Genomic DNA, 17,099 nt, shown 5'->3' on the forward strand with positions numbered 1-17,099 from the left:
CATAATCACCCAGCTCTATTCTTCAATAGCCAAAGCATCGCACTTCGAAGCGCAGATAAAGTCGTTCTTATGCAGACCTTTAATGGAATGACTCCACCACGTGATGGTCACTTTACCCCACTCCAGTAAGATAGATGGGTGATGGAATTCATCTTCTGCAAGCTCAGCAATCTTGTTGCTAAACGCCCATGCTTGTTTGAAGTTCTTAAACTTGTAGACCTTCTCAAGCTGAGGAATCTCATCTCTCTCAATGATCTGCCAATCAGACAATTGCAGCAGCAGAGACTGTTGTTCCTCTTTACTAAGTGCAATAGCATCGATACTACAAGCTTCGCATTTTTGTTCATTCAACATGAGCAGGTTCCTTTGGTTCAAAAAGTGGTGGAAGCAATCCGGCTTCAATCGCTAGATCGGCTTGTTTCAATAAATTCAGTTGGCTGATTTGGAAAAGCTGGGACAAATCTTCAATCACGTAGTATTTCGGCTGCATGATGTCGATTCGATAAGGGGTTCTTAGCACAGTCTGCAGGTCAAACTCGTCTCTAATCGCAATGTCGCTTTCCAATGAATAGATGGTTTCTCCCGGAGATGAAAGGATGCCGCCGCCGTAGATTTTGGTTTTATTACCCTCTTGAACCAAGCCGAACTCGACTGTAAACCAATATAGACGCGCAAGGTATCCTCGCTGCTTCGGTGTCGCGGCTTGTCCAAGCTGTCCATAATGCTCGGTAAAGGCGGCGAAATCAGGGTTGGTCAACATGGCGCAATGACCAAAAATCTCATGGAAGAAATCCGGCTCCTGCAAGTAATCAAACTCTTCTCGTGTTCTCAAAAAAGTCGCGGCTGGGAAGCGTTTATTGCCAAGCAAATTGAAGAAGAGATCAAAATCGATCAACGCTGGTACTGGCTCCACTTGCCAGCCCGTTGTTTCCATCAAAACTCGATTGATCTCGGGCAGTTGCGGCACGCGGTCCTGAGATAAATCGAGCAGCTTGAGTCCATGCAGATAAGCGCTACATGCACGGTCTTGGATCACGCTCATTTGTCTTGTTACCAAGTCGCGCCAAATGGCATCCTCTTCATGGCTCCATTCTACCCTTCCATCCTGATTGACGAGTTTTGAATGATACTGAGTCATCGCACATCTCCGTTAACAAATCCTTTACATTAAGCCTATCTACACTCTTTTCACCTTCCAATCCCCTGGCCATTTTCCACTCAACATGCACGTGTAACATTTTCTTTACATCAACACTTAACACATTGATATACATAAGAAGCCAGTTTCCCCAATGAGTTTGACTTTATTCAGGGTTCACTTCAGACTGAAAACGTTAAAACTTTGTTATAGAGGGAGCTATGCGCGAGAGCAACAAAGTCTGGCAGCCGACGGAAGATCGAATCGAGCAAGCCAATATTACGCAGTTTATCGAGCACATTAATCGACAAGGTTTCGAGCTCAAAAACTACTCTGATTTGCACCAATGGTCTTTGGAAAATACCGAGCATTTCTGGAGAGAAGTTTGGCAGTTCTGCGACTTGATTGGCACGCAAGGCGATACCGTTAAAGCGCAAGGCGAAAGCCGTTGGCAGTCACCAATGCAAAACCGAGATACAGTGTGGTTCCCTCAAGCTCAAGTTAACTACGCAGAGAACCTGCTCAGTTTGGCAGAGCAACAAGCCGATGAGCTGGCGATTTGGTTTGAAAACGAACGCGGTGACAAACAGACTTACACATGGAAACAGCTGTGTGATGAGGTCTCGAGCGTTCAGCAGTGGTTAGTCGAATGTGGCATCAAGCAAGGTGATGTGGTTGCAGGTTATTTACCACATATGCCACAAACCGTTATTGCAATGCTAGCCACCACCAGCTTAGGCGCAACTTGGACGTCTACCTCCCCTGATTTTGGCGTAGAAAGCGTCATTGAGCGCTTCGGACAAGTGAAACCAAAAGTTCTCTTTACCTGCGATGGTTATACCTTCAATGGCAAAACCTTCGATATGTCGGATAAAAACCTTCACATCGCGGATCACCTTGATGGGCTAAAACAAGTGTGTCAGATCGGTTATCTCAAACCGCATGTGTTTGAGTGTGATGTTTGTACTCACGATTGGCAAAACATCATCAATCAATATTCACCAGCGACGTTGCATTACACTCGCGTGGAATTCAACAGTCCTCTGTTTGTTCTTTATTCTTCAGGCACGACAGGTAAACCTAAGTGCATTGTCCATTCGGTTGGCGGCACGATTATCAATCACCTCAAAGAGCACCAACTCCATTCAGATGTTCAGCCTAAAGATCGTGTTTTTTACTACACAACTTGTGGCTGGATGATGTGGAACTGGCACGTGTCTGCCCTTGCAAGCGGCGCGTGTTTGGTTATCTTTGATGGCTGCCCAGTTTATCCAACGCCTAATGTGTTGTGGGGTTTAGCGCAGCGCGCCGAGGTAAGTCTATTTGGTACTGCCGCTAAGTACCTAGAGGCGATAGAAAAAGCCGGATTGTCACCCATCAAAGATTACTCATTCCCTGCTTTAAGAACCCTTTGCTCTACGGGTTCAGTGCTTTTTTCAGAGCAGTTTGATTACGTGTATCAACACATCAAGCAAGATTTGCACTTGGCTTCTATTTCAGGCGGAACTGACATCTGTGGTTGTTTTGTATTAGGCAACCCTATCTCGCCTGTTTTTCGTGGTGAATGCCAGTACGCTGGCTTGGGTATTGATGTTCAAGTGTTCGACTCGCAAGGTCAAAGCGTCAATGAACAGCGCGGAGAGCTCGTCTGCGCCAATTCCATGCCTAACTTCCCTGTCGGCTTTTGGAATGATACAGGTGAACGCTACCACAACGCCTATTGGGACAAGTTCGATAATATCTGGCACCACGGGGATGATGTAGAGCGCAGTAATACCGGAGGGTTTGTGTTTTATGGTCGAAGCGATGCTCTACTGAACCCAGGTGGTGTACGTATCGGCACTGCAGAAATTTATCAGCAAGTGAATGCTATTGAAGGGATCGTTGATTCTATCGCTGTAGGTAAAGAGATCGAGCGCAATGAGCAAATCTGGCTGTTTGTGCAGACCACTTCAGGCATCACTTTAGATGACGGATTAGTGGCAGAAATTAAGTCGCGTCTCAAAATCTCTTGCTCGCCAAGGCATGTGCCAAGCCAAGTATTTTCCATCAGCGACATTCCTAAAACGCGCTCAGGAAAGTTGGTTGAACTTGCGGTCAAACAAGTCATAAATGGTAAGGAAGTCGAGAACTTAGGCGCGATTGCGAATCCAGAAGTTTTAGACGAAATTAGAAAGCTAACACTGGCGTAGTAACTCTCTTGATTTTATAGGAAAAAGACAACAAAAAAAGCGAGCTAGATTGCTCGCTTTTCTTATGTTCTTTATCGGAGATTAACGGCGACCTACGCCCATTAATACTGACATTGTGTGACCATCTGATGTGATTTCGAAGACCTTCTTCGTTTCTACCTCAGTAAAGCCTGCTTTGATAAGTGCATTCTCTGATTTCGCTAGAGTGAAACCCTCTTTCGCTGAATCTGCAACCCAATCGAAGTGAACAAAATAGCCACCTTTATTGAGTAATGAATGCGAAATCTTTAATGCGGTTTCAAAATCATCAATGAATGCAAGCACAGAAGATGCCACTACAAGATCAAACTGATTACGAAACGCAGGGTGTTGGGCAACCAAACCACGGGTTAACACATCCACTACCGGTTCAACGTTTACAAGTTCTTTCTTATCGAGCTCTTCAATCATAGCTTCGGACGCATCCAATGCCACAATGTCTTTAGCGGATGTTGACAACAGCTGGCTTAACTGCCCAGTCCCACATCCAAAATCCAATACTTTAATGCCATCAAGCTGAGTAAGCTGTTGTAACTGTGCAAACACCGACTGAGCAAATTGTTCTGTTGCTGGGTTTGATTCCCAATTCTTTGCTAAGCCGTCCCAATCTTGTGCCATCGTGGCCTCCATGTTCACTTCTTGTAACCCCCATAGATTACCGCAAAAACGTTAAAACACCATAGACTTATCTGGCGAATCCGTGTTTTTTTCGATAATCTTTCTTACCATTAGAAAGTCAATTCCGACGTACTGCGCGTTATTACCATTTCACTTTAGGTCTCGTCTAATCATGAACTTAGCTCAAGTTGAAGCTTTTTGTACCATTGCCGAGTGTGGTTCCGTCTCAGAGGCGGCACGCCAATTAGACTGCAATCGAACCAAACTCAGTATGTCGATTAAGGCGCTTGAAAAAGACTTAGATGTTGAGTTATTCCTTCGCACGGGCAATCAACTCATGCTCTCTGAAGCAGGAAAGGCGATTTATAAAGATTGCGAAAACCTGCTTGTTACAGCTCAACGTATCAAGAAAACCTGCGCTCAAGTTTCTGATGGGTTCAACGCAGAAGTTTGGGTCGCACGTGATGACTCCCTTCCTGATGAATTATGGCAAGAACTGTCTCACACACTCAATAATCGCTTCCCCTCAACCACCTTCAACTTGATATTGGCTTCCAGTGGCGACCTTTCAAATCTAGTTAGTACACAACAAGTCGATTTTGCTTTTGGTGTAGACTACGAACGTGTCGACGACCCGCATATTGTCTACAATCCATTAGGCAAAATTCGAATGATGTCGGTCTGTGGCTTTGATCACCAACTGAGTAAAATGCGCCGCGTAACCGATGAAGACCTGCGTAACCAGATGCAAGCTTTGATGGTGTACTTGAATGAAAAAGACAACCCGGAACTCCACCCCTTTTCTACTCGATACATTGGTTTCTCCAGTTTTGACTACATGCTAAACACCATTTTGGAAGAAGATGCATGGGGTGTACTGCCAGAACCTTTGATTCGACACTACCTTCGACATCAAAAGCTTGCGGTAATCAAACACACCTATGGTTTGACGCAAGAAGACTACTGTATGTTCGTACCAAACGGGCAAACGGAGCACCCTGCAATGAGTTGGTTGGCCGATAAGTTAAGCGAGTATTTATTCGACTTCTAAACATATTTCACTGAGCGTCAAATATATTGACAGACAAAAATTAACATAAACCACTGAATAATAAGGAAACCACCGAAAAACCATCTCATATCGATTAAATGTCACGCAGTTTTAATTTGCTTAAATCCGCCCAGAAGAGAACAATGTAAGGGTGTAAAAATAAAAGGCATATTTTATGTGTGACAGGACAAGCAAAAACGAAAACCGAATCTTAACCTTCTCTGCCCTTTTAGCTTCTGGGTTTGCAGTCGGTGGGATGGTACTTGGCTTGCTTGTTGGGTCGATCGTCATTGTATTTGACGGTGTTTATTCTCTAGTCAGTCTGCTGTTAACTTTATTGTCACTGGCAGCTTCTTACTACATCAGCAAGCCATCAAAATCTATTTTTCCTTTCGGCAAAGCTGTACTTGAACCTATCGTTATCGCTATCAAAGCAGCGGTTATTCTAATTGTGGTTGCTTTCTCATTGTTTTCAGCGGTAACCGCGCTGATGTCAGGTGGCCGGGAGGTTGATGCTTCTATTGCAACTATCTTCGGTGTAGTTAATGTGGTTGGTTGTGGTTACGCTTGGTGGTTTATGGCGAAGAAAAGTCGTCGTTTCTCATCAGGTCTTATCGAGGCCGAGAAAAAACAATGGCAAATGGATACGCTGCTAAGCGTTGCAGTAACCGTTGGTTTTATCGCTGCATGGTTAGTATCGCTAACACCATACGCACACTACGCAGTCTATGCAGACCCTATGATGATGGTATTGATGGGCTTCTACTTCCTTAAAGTACCATTTGATATGCTAGTTGGTGCGCTACGTGAACTGCTAATGATGACACCAAGCAAAGAACTTTGTCAGAGCGTTGGTAAAGACGTTCTTGAGATTGAAAAGGTTACTGAGCACCAATTGAAACTGGCTGGCGTAACTAAAGTTGGTCAAGAGCTGCGAGTAAATGTGGACATGCATGTGGATGACGACACACTGGAGCTTGATACGCTAGAACACACTCGCAAGCAGCTTACTAAGCGATTATCGAAGCACAGATTCAAGCTTCAACTACAATTGAACGTCGCTTATTAAGGCACCGCCAAAAATCATTAGAACTCAAAAGAAAAGCTCCCAATATCGGGAGTTTTTTTATTTCTTCGATTGATGCACTCGCAACCCCCTCCAACTCCCCCCTTTTATTGACTTGAGTTGCTTCGCATTTGAATACGGCGATTAAGGGGGAGAGCTATTCTTTGCTAACTTGAGCTCACCGCTCTTCTGGTAGCATCGCGAATGCTAACAATGAGCAATGGATTTATTTTCGGATGCACGACCAGTCCCTCCCCTTTGACTCGGGGTGTTGAGAACTTAGATGCCTAATACAAAGGAAGGTTAGGAGGGGTTGGTACATTGAACTGTGGCTTGTGAACTTGCCCACCACCAGCTCCCCCTTTTATTGACTGAAATTGCTTCGCGTTTGGACGTGGCATTCAAGGGGGAGAGCTATTCTTTGCTAACTTCAGCTAGCCGCTTTTCGACTGATCCTGCGAATGCTCATAGTGGCCAATGGACTAACCTCGCATGCAGGACCAGTCCCTCCCCTTTGACTCGGAGTGTTGAGAGCTTAGATGCCAAATACAAGGGGAGGTTAGGAGGGGTTGGTACATTGAACTGTGGCTTGTGAACTTGCAACCCCCTCCAACTCCCCCTTTTATCGACTTGAGTTGCTTCGCATTTGAATACGGCGATAAAGGGGGAGAGTTATTCTTTGCTAACTTAAGATCGCCACTCCTCTACTGACCCTGCGAATGCTCATAGTGAGCAATGGATTATTCTCGGGTGCGAAACCAGTCCCTCCCCTTTGACTCGGAGTGTTTAGAGCTTAGATGCACAATACAGGGAAGGTTAGGAGGGGTTGGTACATTGAACTATGGCTTGTGACCTTGCACTCCCCACCAGCTCTCCCTTTTATTGACTGAAATTGCTTCGCGTTTGGACGCAGCGTTCATAGAGGAGAGCTATTCTTTGCTAATTTCAACTAGCCGCTTTTCGACTGATCCTGCGAATGCTCATAGTGAGCAATGGATTATTCTCGGGTGCGAAACCAGTCCCTCCCCTTTAACTCAGAGTGTTGATAGCTCAGATGCCTAGCACAAGGGGAGGTTAGGAGGGGTTGGTACACTGAACTGTGGCTGTGGCTGTGGCTTTGACTTGTGAACTTGCAACCCCTCTCCAGCTCCCCCTTTTATTGACTAACGTTGCCATGCATTTGAATACGGCGATAAAGGGGGAGAGTTATTCTTTGCTAACTTAAGCTCCCTGCTCTTGTGTTGATAACTCACCCAGCTGCTTCGCGCTTCTCTTTGGTGACTAACCAACACATCAACGAACCAACCGTGACCATAACGACACCTTGCCAGAAGCTGTGGCTTAGAGTGACGCCTAGAATAATAGAAGAAAACAGAGCAGAGAAAATCGGCGTAAAGTAAGACAAGGTTGCGAGAAACACCATATTGCCGCCAACAATCGCGATGTTCCACAATCCGTAGCCACCCGCCATTAAAGCTGCAGACGCCACTAAGTACCCCATAGCTTCCCAACTGAATGCCATTGGCGGCTCATCAGTGAAGGCGTATTTGATCCACAAAGAGATGGCTGTCGCGATAAAGAACAAAGTGATCGCGTTATGCTTAGATTGTTGTCTTTGAGTCAAGTTGCAATACACCGCCCAGATGACTGCGCCTGCAAATGCCATGAAGTAAACAATCGGGTTGCTACTGATATTCGCGACTAACTGCTTAGGAGATAAACCGCTATCCCCACTGACTGTCCACGCTACCCCAATGAATGCCAACATAACTGCCGGGTACAATAACCAGTTCGGCTTTTTGTTACTGCCCAATACAGCAAACAACACGGTTAGCGCAGGCCATAGATAATTGACGATAGAAACTTCAATCGCTTGAGAACGTGAGTTTGAGTACCCTAATGCCAGCGCGAGAAAGATCTCGTAACAGACGAACATCGCCCCACCGAGAACCAAATACTTGGGCGAGAAATACGACAGCTTGGGAATACCAACCACTATCAGTAAGAAGATAGCACTCAAAGAGTACAACATGGCCGAGCCACCAACGGGGCCCAAACTTTCAGTTACTAATCTCGCAATGCCTAGCAAACAGCTCCAAGAGAGAATGGCGATACAACCATAAAGGGTGAAACGAAACTGATAGGATTGCATGTTATCTATGTGACCTACTGCTCATGAATGCCAAAGGAAACTGCAGCTTAACTCAAAAATGATCCGCTTCAACGTACTCTTTTTCCAAAATCGGTATAAAAACCACTCTATTAAGCGGTTGGAGTCGATATGAAACATTTTCTGCCTTCGAGTGTCATGCTGACACCGTTTGTTGTGCGCTACTATGAAGAAGATGATGATGAGCGTGAAAACGTTGAAACACATTCGGAAACGCATGGTCTAGATAGTGAAAAACAATCTAAGGAACGTTCAGAGTAAAGGAATCCAATCATGAAAAAAGTCGCAGTCATTTTAAGTGGTTCAGGCGTTTACGACGGCTCTGAGATCCACGAAGCCGTACTGGCGCTCTATGCCATAGAAAAAGCTGGCGCTACTTGGCACTGCTTTGCACCCAACATCAGCCAACTTCACGTCATTAATCACCTTACCGGTGAAGAAATGGATGAAACACGCAACGTCCTGATCGAATCAGCTCGTATCGCACGCGGAAACATTGACGATGTCGCCAAACTTAACGTTGATGAGTTCGATGCCCTACTGCTTCCAGGTGGATTTGGTGCCGCGAAAAACTTAACCGACTTCGCCGTCTCGGGCGCAGAGTGTTCGATTAATAATCACGTAGCCCAAGCGTGTCGTGCATTCGCTCAAGCGGGCAAACCTGCAGGTTATTTATGCATCGCACCAACCATTATCCCTATGATTTACGATCAAGGTGTAAAAGGCACAATTGGTAACGATGAAGCCACTGCAGCAGCATTTGGTCATATGGGGGGTGAGCACGTCAATTGTCAGGTGGATGAAATCTATTTCGATGAAAAACACAACGTACTTTCAACACCAGCTTATATGTTAGCGGAGAATATATCTCAAGCCGCTTCAGGTATTGAAAAACTAGTAGATAAGTTAGTCGAAATTGCCTAAATCGAAAACGTTTGCTTAAAGCACACCATACGAACCCCCATTGATAGACTACATATTAATGGGGGTTTTTTATACTTTAGTCGAATTGAGATATAAACCGTACGAATCTTGTTATTTTGGCCAATCGTTTGCGTGATAAATGAGATATTTCAGCTACGTTAAGTAGGTGTTGCACCACCTCACTGTGCAACAAGACTGTCATCACACTTTCAGCCCTCAAGATACCCCTAAGGGGTTAAACTTGTCCTAGATCAATCTAAATCAAGAACGGGGTATGCAAGAGTAAATGACAGATTAAGAAAGATTATTAAAAATAACGACGGAGCAATCCAATATGACAAGTGCATTTTTTATCCCTACCGTAAACCTAATGGGCGCTGGTTGTTTGAAAGACGCAGCAGACAGCATCCAATCTCAAGGCTTCAAAAAAGGTTTGATTGTTACGGATAAGATTCTTAACCAAATCGGTGTAGTAAAGCAGGTTCAAGATCTACTAACAGAACGCGACGTAGCAACTGTTGTGTTCGATGGCACTCAACCAAACCCGACTATCAGCAACGTTAACGACGGCTTAGCACTTCTTACTGATAACGAATGTGACTTCGTTATCTCTCTAGGCGGCGGTTCACCACACGACTGTGCGAAAGGTATCGCGCTTGTTGCTTCTAACGGCGGCAAAATCGCAGATTACGAAGGCGTAGACCAATCTGCAAAACCAATGATGCCACTTATCGCAATCAACACGACTGCGGGTACCGCATCTGAAATGACGCGTTTCTGCATCATCACTGACGAAGAGCGTCACATTAAGATGGCTATCGTTGATAAGCACACAACACCGCTTATCTCTGTAAACGATCCAGAGCTAATGCTAGCTAAACCTGCTTCGCTAACTGCGGCAACAGGTATGGATGCCCTAACTCACGCGATTGAAGCTTACGTATCTATCGCGGCAACACCAATCACTGATGCGGTAGCAATCAAAGCGATTGAACTTATCCAAGCGTACCTCCGCACAGCAGTGAAAAACGGTGAAGATCTAGAAGCTCGTGAACAAATGGCATACGCACAGTTCATGGCGGGTATGGCGTTCAACAACGCTTCTCTAGGTTACGTACACGCAATGGCACACCAACTAGGTGGTTTCTACGACCTTCCACACGGTGTTTGTAACGCGATTCTTCTACCTCATGTACAGCGTTACAATGCGCAAGTATGTCCTGAGCGTCTACGTGATGTAGCAAAAGCAATGGGCGTAAACGTAGAAGGCATGTCTGCTGAAGAAGGTGCAGCAGCAGCAATCGACGCAATCGTAACTCTAGCGAAAGATGTGGGTATCCCTGCAGGTATCAAAGAGCTTGGTGCGAAACTAGAAGACATCCCAACACTAGCAGACAACGCACTGAAAGACGCTTGTGGTTTCACTAACCCTAAACAAGCAACTCACGAAGAAATCTCTAAGATCTTCGAAGAAGCGATGTAATCTCGCTACATAAACAATTCTCTAGCCTTAATTCAATCCCCGATCTCGTATCGGGGATTTTTTACATTCTTATACAATCCATGCTCTGCAAAACGTTCTCTTTTAGTGTTAGCTTTTAAGCATTAACACGATTCATATTGGAAGGAACCATGAGAACGATTGCTGCTGCCCTACTCGCTTGTTTATCCTTTTCTGCCAACGCTGATGAATACCGCGCCAACGAAGTGGCGAATGGATTTCAGATCCCTTGGGGGATCGAATTCTTAGATAACCAACGCGTTATCGTCAATGAAAAGAACGGTACGGTTTCATTACTGGATATCACATCAGGCAAACCTCAAAAGCTGTTTAATGTCCCCGATGTGAACACCAGTGGACAAGCTGGCTTATTGGATGTTGCGCTAGCACCGAATGCCGATAAGCAAAACCCGCAACTCTTCTTTACCTACAGCAAGCGCACGAGTAAAGGCAATACGGTGGCGTTAGCGACTGCGCAATTGCAAAACAATCAACTTGTGGGTTGGAAAGATCTCTTTGTTGCTGATGCCATCACCGACACAGGGCGTCACTACGGCAGTCGACTTTCATTTGTTGACGACAAAGTTTACTTCTCGATTGGTGACCGCGGTGAACGTGATAATGGGCAAGACACTCGAACCCATGCTGGCAGTATTCTTCGCCTCAACCTTGATGGTTCGGTTCCGCAAGACAACCCTTTCAAACCTTCCCAAGCTCGCCCTGAAATATGGAGTTACGGGCACCGCAACCCACAAGGCATGTTTTACGACGAAGCAACAAAACAGCTGTGGTCGATTGAACATGGACCACGCGGCGGCGATGAAATAAACCTAATCAAGAAAGGCGCGAACTACGGCTGGGCAAAAGTCTCTCATGGTAAAGAATATTGGGGGCCGTTGGACGTCGGTGAAGCTAAGTCGTTACCGGGAATGGAAGACCCGAAGCTGGTTTACATCCCTTCTATCGCACCCAGCAATATGATTTTGTACCGTGGCGATAAATACCCAGAGTTGGACGGAAAAATCCTCGCCGGTGCATTGAAACTGGCGCACATCAACGTGGTTTCGATTGAGAATGGCAAGCTCACCGAATCAAAAAGATTGATGGAGGATCTTGGTGAGCGAGTAAGAGATATAACCATCAGCCCCGATGGTTATATCTACTTTTCCACCGACAGCGGCAAAATCTTTCGTCTTGAGGAGAAATAGTTTTCTCTGAAGAGCTAGTCTGACAAAGCTAGCTCTTTAAACTTACTACGACTGTTTCATTGTCAAAATCGAGCGTCATGGTCGAGCCCAATGGAACGGTGAGCATTGGGTGCGTATGGCAGCTATCAAAGTCATACAAAATCGGCAGTGGTTGACCGTTAAGCGCTTCTAACAACACGTCTATAGGTGCTCGCCCTGTGCCTTTATCGTTGAACTTTTCATGCTTGCCAAGAACAACCGCACTGACTTTATCAAACACACCGGAAAGCTTGAGCAGCGCAAAAGAACGTTCGACCGTTTCAATGCCCTGCAAGCAATCTTCCACCAGCAAAATATCGCCTTGTTCGATACTCGGCATAAACTCACTTGCCCAAATACCCGTCATGGTATTGAGGTTGCCACCAATCAAACGCCCTGTGAGCTTGCCCTCACCTTTGAAGTGCCACTGGTTTTGCAAGGTTTGCTTTGCACGATCTTGTTCGCCCCACTCTATCCATTCATCCGTCCAGCCTTGAGGCATTGCGTATTGATGCGCCAAGCCATCTAACATATTCACTATCGATTCGAACGAAGCGAAGGTCTCGTCCACCAATGGCGGGAATTCACCTAGCGACGCCACCAAAGCGGGACCATAGAAAGTGACGATGCCGGTTTGTGCGTAAATGCCCATGAGTAACGCCGTCACATCCGAATAGCCAACAATGATCTTGGGATCTTTCTTCAATGCCTCGTAATCAATGTAAGGCAACAATGAGTTACTGTTGTTGCCACCGATGGTCGACATAATACAACGCACTTCGGGATCACGAATCAGTGCATTCAATTCTTCTACTCGCTCTTGAATCGAACCCGAGCGATATTGGTCAGTTTTGCCCGTTAAGCTGCCTGCTTTTAGCTGGTAACCATGGGATTCTACATAAGCTTTGGCACGCTCAAAACGCGCAGGTGCGAACACCGTGGCTGGAGAGGATGGCGAGAAAAAGCCGATGGTACCGCCTTTTTGCAATGGTTTAGGAATGATCATGCGCGTCCTTGTTTTGTGATACATGGTTTATTTATTTTCGTACAATCTAAGCAGAAGAATCTAAACTTAACAATAACCTTTTGTTTTTTAAAACGATAGTTCGGTTAAGTTGTACGAGGTCATTATGATTCCATTCCCTTTACAGCTCGATAAAATTAAAGCCGTGGTGTTTGATTTAGACAACACCTTGGTGAGTTCTGATATGAACTTCGGCGAATTGCGACAACAGCTTGGTTGTCCGCAGAGTGAAGATCTATTGGATTTTGTCGACGCACTTGAGCATCCTCACCATAGAGAGCACGCTCATAACGTGATATTTGATTACGAGATTTCTGATGCTGAGCAGTCGACCCCCATGATTGGCTGCCATGAATTGCTCGCCCACTTGCATCAAAACGAAATCAAAACCGCTATCGTGACGCGCAACTGCCAAATCGCCACGCAGCGCAAACTAGAACACAACCAAATTTCAGTGGAGCGAGTCATCACTCGTGAATGCTTCCCGCCCAAGCCAGACCCATTGTCTTTGCAGGTGTTGGCGAAAGAGTGGCGTTTGATGCCGGATGAAGTGCTTTATGTCGGCGATTACCTTTACGACTTACAGGCGGCGTATAACGCGCAGATGCCCTCTTGCCTTGTGCATCATGGTAATAAGGAAACCTTCAATGACTCAGCCTCGTTGGCGCTTAATGAACTCAGCGATTTATTGAGCCATTTCCAATCCTTACCACGCAAATAAAGCACTCACATAAAACACGCACACAAAAAAAGGGGCACTGATGCGCCCCTTATGACTTATTCCCGATTTGTTCATGCGTTCCCAAGTGAGTACTTGGGTGATGCCCAGCTTAGCCTTGTAGGTAAGCGTTCAGCATCCACATTAGTTTTTCTTGCTCACGGATGTAGTCACCCATCAATGCCGCTGTACCTTCGTCGTCTGCTTCACTCGCGTTTTGTAGGATCTCACGCTGTTTTAGAAGTAAAACGCTAAAGCCTTGAACCAGACCTTGCACACACTCCTCACCAGAAGTCGCGTTTTGATGTTCTTTAATTTCACTTGCTTCCAAGTAGTTGCTGAATGCGTGCGCTGGCGTGTGACCCAAAGTTAGAATACGCTCAGCAAGCTCATCGATTTTTGTTTGTAGGTCAGTGTAGATTTCTTCAAATTTTACGTGCAGTTCGAAGAATTGCTGACCTTTGATATTCCAGTGGTAACCACGTGAGTTCATGTACAACACTTGGTAATGTGCTAGTAGCTGGTTGAGTTGTTGTGCTAGTTGTGCTGACTGTTCGCTATCTAGACCAATTAGGCTTACTTGTTTATTCATAATCATGCTCCTAGAAGGATGATACCAATCGTAGTAACGAACGATTCTCTTACTGGGATTGGTATAAAGTTTAAAAATTCTTTTGCAGTATTTGCTGCCGATGGAGTCATATTACGACTCCGCCTCGGTGAAAGAAATTTGGTTTTAGCTATGATTTAAATAGCTAAATCCAATGAGCAAGTAGACGAATATCGGCGTATCATCCAACAAAAAGCCCCAACCCTTTTTGTGTAAAAAGGATTGGGGCTTTTTTACTATTTGGTTAACGTTCAAAAGTAGATGAACAGACGTAAACCTTATCTACGCCGTTTTAAAAGTTGCCATCTGTTGATTCAGCTCGGTAACTTGCTCTTTTACTTGCAATGACGTCTCTGATGCACGTTGGCTGTTATTCGAAACTTCATCCACTGATTGAGTAATATTGGACATCAATCCAGTGATGGAATTGGTCGCATGAGATTGCTGCTCTGCCGCCGCCGCAAGTTCTGCCATTTGCCCATTCAAAGAACCAATTTGTTCAGTCGTGACGAGCAAGCGAGTGACGGCTTTCTCAATATGCTCTGCACCCTGCTCAGCAAGCGTCTGACTGTGTTCTATTTCCTCAACCACCGAGTTGGTCGAACGTTGAATCGCATTAATGATGCCGTTGATTTCCGTCGTCGATTGAGTGGTACGTGTCGCCAACATACGAACCTCATCAGCAACCACGGCAAAGCCTCGCCCTTGATCACCCGCACGCGCAGCTTCTATCGCAGCATTCAATGCAAGCAAGTTGGTTTGCTCTGCCAAGCCTTCGATCACTTCGGTAACGCGGCCTATGGCTTCGCTCTCTTTACTCAACTGTGTCACTTGTGTGCTGGCGGTTTCAATACTGCCGTGCAAGTTTTCCATGGTAACTTTGTTTTGCTCTAGTGCATCACGGCCTTGCTCAATCTCGCCTTTTGAGTCGGAAAGCTTCTGCACTGATTGATTGGCTTGATCTAACGTGTTTCTTGCTGCTAAAGCAATCTCATCCAATTGACGTCCCATTTCAACAATGTTGATTTGTTGCTGTTCGACGTTCGATGATGTGACTTGCGCTGACTCCAACAATGCACCCATACTGGTATCAACCTGATGCGCTTTGCCACTTACCCCTTCCACAATGCTTGCCAACGATTGGTTCATGCGGTTTATGGAATCGGTAAGAACTGCCAATTCATCTTTACCAACAACAACCAATGGTGGCTGAGAAACATCCCCAGAGGCAATCGTCTTTGCTCGCTCTGACAAGCTCTTCACACGACGACCAATGGTGTTACCCATGTATTTTGAAATCGCTACCGCAGCAAATAAAACCAATGCTACCGCAATCAACATAGTGGTCAGCACATTTTTGATCGACTGGTTAATGCCCTGTCCGCTCTGGTCTGCACGACCTTGTTGAGCCGAAACAATCGCCTCTAAACTCTGTTCCAACGCATTTGCAGAGGGCAATAACTCGTTGGCCATCAGCAAGTTTGATCCGTTCCATTTTGGTGACTGACGAAGCGCAATCACCTGCTCTGCCAGAGGAAAGTACAGTTGTTGCATCTCTTTAAACAGTGACCAAAGTGATTTGTCGTTATCAGAAAGCCTATCCAGTTTACTGTCGATTTCCGCCACAGACTGATTGTGGTACTTAATCAAGTCATGGTATTTGTCCAGATGATCTTGCTGCCCATACAACAGGAAATCTCGCAGAGCAGAAAGTGCATTGGCGAGCGAAGTATAGCTGTCGGCGTAGACTTTAAACAGGCGCTTTCTGTCTCCACCAAATGGGTTTCCTGACTCTTCGTTGATTAAGCTTTGAAGCTGATCAAGTGCCACTTCTGCAATGGGTGCCGCTTCGTTAATAAAGAGATTGTGCGCGGGTAAGTTCTCATCACTGTGGCTAAGCTCAATCAGCTTGTTTAGAGAGACTTTTACTGCGTCCCACTGGCTTTGAATCGCTTGAAAATCCTGTTCAGAGATCAAAGCCTGCAAAGTTGGAAGCGACTCGTCAGTAGACGTCATGATATTGCGCACATCCTCACTCAGACGCACGCTCGCCTCTTCATCACCACCTAACAACATGTAGGCTCGGATAGAAGAAAGCGACGCTTGAACGGATTGTTGAATACCACGACTGGTGTCGACAGTAGGCAAATCGGATTTAAGTAACGAAGAGGCGTGTTGCTCTACGGTAGTGACGTTGCGATACGTGAATACCGCTGATGCCATAAAAAGTACGGCTAGCAGCACAAAACTGAGCTGCAACTTCCCTGATATCGTAAGGTTCATCCATAAACTCCTGACAACGATGAGCCTTAAATATAACGATGTTTACAAAAATGTTAAATACGGGTATCAAAAGTTACTAAGAAAACCATGTAAACCACTATTTCAAGACAAGAAATGGGACTTATTCGAAGTATGGTATGCGCTCACTACGTAAAATCAGATAATTAACGTAAGTCGTTTCTAAGCAGTCTTGCTCCCACAACGAAAGAATCCGCTTGGTGGCAAAGTAGTAATCTTTATTACGCAGTAACACGCCCACCGTACGGCTGAGCTGCTCAAAGCGCTGTTGCTCATTAGCAGAGATATAATTGTCTTCATTTTGAATGATGGGCGCCAATCCATCGGCAAACCAATTGTTCAGAATTTCACGCATCTCAAGTTCCGACTCTGGTACATCGATACTCGACAACTCACGATGCTGTGGTGGTGTCACTATGTACTTCGATGCCTTGGGCGAACTGACATAACGGTACATGTCGCTCCTCCTTGTGATTCATTCTTTAACTAGCTAAGAATACTTTTTTCAATTTCCAAGTTTT

Annotated in this window: 16 protein-coding genes; 8 read left to right on the plus strand and 8 right to left on the minus strand. The window is 45.5% G+C overall.

Annotated features, from left to right (window positions below; all coding sequences use genetic code 11):
• Nucleotides 1-15: 15 nt before the first annotated feature.
• Together C1S74_RS23655 and phhA are read right to left on the minus strand one after the other, a co-directional pair.
• Nucleotides 16-354, minus strand: a complete 339-nt coding sequence (locus C1S74_RS23655) for a 4a-hydroxytetrahydrobiopterin dehydratase (RefSeq protein WP_005433587.1) — start codon at nucleotides 352-354, stop codon at nucleotides 16-18.
• Entirely contained in the window at nucleotides 344-1,138 is a 795-nt protein-coding gene (gene phhA, locus C1S74_RS23660; RefSeq protein ID WP_045398276.1) for a phenylalanine 4-monooxygenase, read from the minus strand. The genes C1S74_RS23655 and phhA overlap by 11 nt, the downstream gene beginning before the upstream one ends.
• Nucleotides 1,139-1,359: 221 nt before the next feature.
• Here phhA and C1S74_RS23670 point away from each other — a divergent pair, with 221 nt between their 5' ends.
• A complete protein-coding gene (locus C1S74_RS23670; RefSeq protein ID WP_045398280.1) occupies nucleotides 1,360-3,330 on the plus strand; it encodes an acetoacetate--CoA ligase in 1,971 nt (656 codons plus the stop codon).
• Nucleotides 3,331-3,411: 81 nt separating this feature from the next.
• On the opposite strand, the gene C1S74_RS23675 is transcribed toward C1S74_RS23670, so the two are convergent.
• A complete protein-coding gene (locus tag C1S74_RS23675; RefSeq protein ID WP_045398283.1) occupies nucleotides 3,412-3,987 on the minus strand; it encodes a class I SAM-dependent DNA methyltransferase in 576 nt (191 codons plus the stop codon).
• 172 nt (nucleotides 3,988-4,159) lie between these two features.
• Between C1S74_RS23675 and C1S74_RS23680 the strand changes: the two genes are divergently transcribed.
• Together C1S74_RS23680 and C1S74_RS23685 are read left to right on the plus strand one after the other, a co-directional pair.
• Nucleotides 4,160-5,038, plus strand: coding sequence for a LysR family transcriptional regulator (locus C1S74_RS23680; protein ID WP_045398285.1), 879 nt, complete (start codon nucleotides 4,160-4,162; stop codon nucleotides 5,036-5,038).
• 175 nt (nucleotides 5,039-5,213) lie between these two features.
• Nucleotides 5,214-6,107 (plus strand): cation diffusion facilitator family transporter, encoded by an 894-nt coding sequence (locus C1S74_RS23685; protein WP_045398289.1) that lies wholly within the window; start codon nucleotides 5,214-5,216, stop codon nucleotides 6,105-6,107.
• Between the two features lie 1,246 nt (nucleotides 6,108-7,353).
• Here the strand turns inward: C1S74_RS23685 and yddG are convergent.
• On the minus strand, nucleotides 7,354-8,256 hold the full coding sequence (gene yddG, locus C1S74_RS23690) for an aromatic amino acid DMT transporter YddG (protein ID WP_045398292.1): 903 nt from the start codon (nucleotides 8,254-8,256) through the stop codon (nucleotides 7,354-7,356).
• Nucleotides 8,257-8,385: 129 nt separating this feature from the next.
• Between yddG and C1S74_RS26565 the strand changes: the two genes are divergently transcribed.
• From C1S74_RS26565 to C1S74_RS23705, 4 genes are all read left to right on the plus strand, one after another.
• Nucleotides 8,386-8,535, plus strand: coding sequence for a hypothetical protein (locus C1S74_RS26565; protein ID WP_167391155.1), 150 nt, complete (start codon nucleotides 8,386-8,388; stop codon nucleotides 8,533-8,535).
• A gap of 12 nt (nucleotides 8,536-8,547) precedes the next feature.
• Nucleotides 8,548-9,198: an isoprenoid biosynthesis glyoxalase ElbB gene (gene elbB, locus C1S74_RS23695; RefSeq protein WP_045398294.1), complete on the plus strand. Its 651-nt coding sequence runs from the start codon at nucleotides 8,548-8,550 to the stop codon at nucleotides 9,196-9,198.
• Between the two features lie 334 nt (nucleotides 9,199-9,532).
• A complete protein-coding gene (gene yiaY / locus C1S74_RS23700; RefSeq protein ID WP_005388247.1) occupies nucleotides 9,533-10,681 on the plus strand; it encodes an L-threonine dehydrogenase in 1,149 nt (382 codons plus the stop codon).
• Between the two features lie 149 nt (nucleotides 10,682-10,830).
• Entirely contained in the window at nucleotides 10,831-11,907 is a 1,077-nt protein-coding gene (locus C1S74_RS23705; RefSeq protein WP_045398295.1) for a PQQ-dependent sugar dehydrogenase, read from the plus strand.
• Between the two features lie 28 nt (nucleotides 11,908-11,935).
• On the opposite strand, the gene C1S74_RS23710 is transcribed toward C1S74_RS23705, so the two are convergent.
• Nucleotides 11,936-12,931, minus strand: a complete 996-nt coding sequence (locus C1S74_RS23710) for a S66 family peptidase (protein ID WP_045398298.1) — start codon at nucleotides 12,929-12,931, stop codon at nucleotides 11,936-11,938.
• Nucleotides 12,932-13,055: 124 nt separating this feature from the next.
• Between C1S74_RS23710 and C1S74_RS23715 the strand changes: the two genes are divergently transcribed.
• Nucleotides 13,056-13,670 carry an HAD family hydrolase gene (locus C1S74_RS23715; protein ID WP_045398301.1) on the plus strand — a complete coding sequence of 205 codons (615 nt, stop codon included), beginning with the start codon at nucleotides 13,056-13,058 and terminating at the stop codon, nucleotides 13,668-13,670.
• Nucleotides 13,671-13,779: 109 nt separating this feature from the next.
• On the opposite strand, the gene C1S74_RS23720 is transcribed toward C1S74_RS23715, so the two are convergent.
• From C1S74_RS23720 to C1S74_RS23730, 3 genes are all read right to left on the minus strand, one after another.
• The gene (locus tag C1S74_RS23720; RefSeq protein ID WP_045398304.1) at nucleotides 13,780-14,259 is read right to left on the minus strand and encodes a Dps family protein; all 480 of its coding nucleotides are present in this window, start codon (nucleotides 14,257-14,259) and stop codon (nucleotides 13,780-13,782) included.
• Between the two features lie 300 nt (nucleotides 14,260-14,559).
• Nucleotides 14,560-16,560: a HAMP domain-containing methyl-accepting chemotaxis protein gene (locus C1S74_RS23725; RefSeq protein WP_045398306.1), complete on the minus strand. Its 2,001-nt coding sequence runs from the start codon at nucleotides 16,558-16,560 to the stop codon at nucleotides 14,560-14,562.
• Nucleotides 16,561-16,681: 121 nt separating this feature from the next.
• Nucleotides 16,682-17,035, minus strand: a complete 354-nt coding sequence (locus C1S74_RS23730) for a hypothetical protein (protein WP_045398308.1) — start codon at nucleotides 17,033-17,035, stop codon at nucleotides 16,682-16,684.
• Nucleotides 17,036-17,099 lie beyond the last annotated feature (64 nt).

It is taken from the genome of Vibrio hyugaensis, assembly GCF_002906655.1.
GTDB lineage: Bacteria > Pseudomonadota > Gammaproteobacteria > Enterobacterales > Vibrionaceae > Vibrio > Vibrio hyugaensis.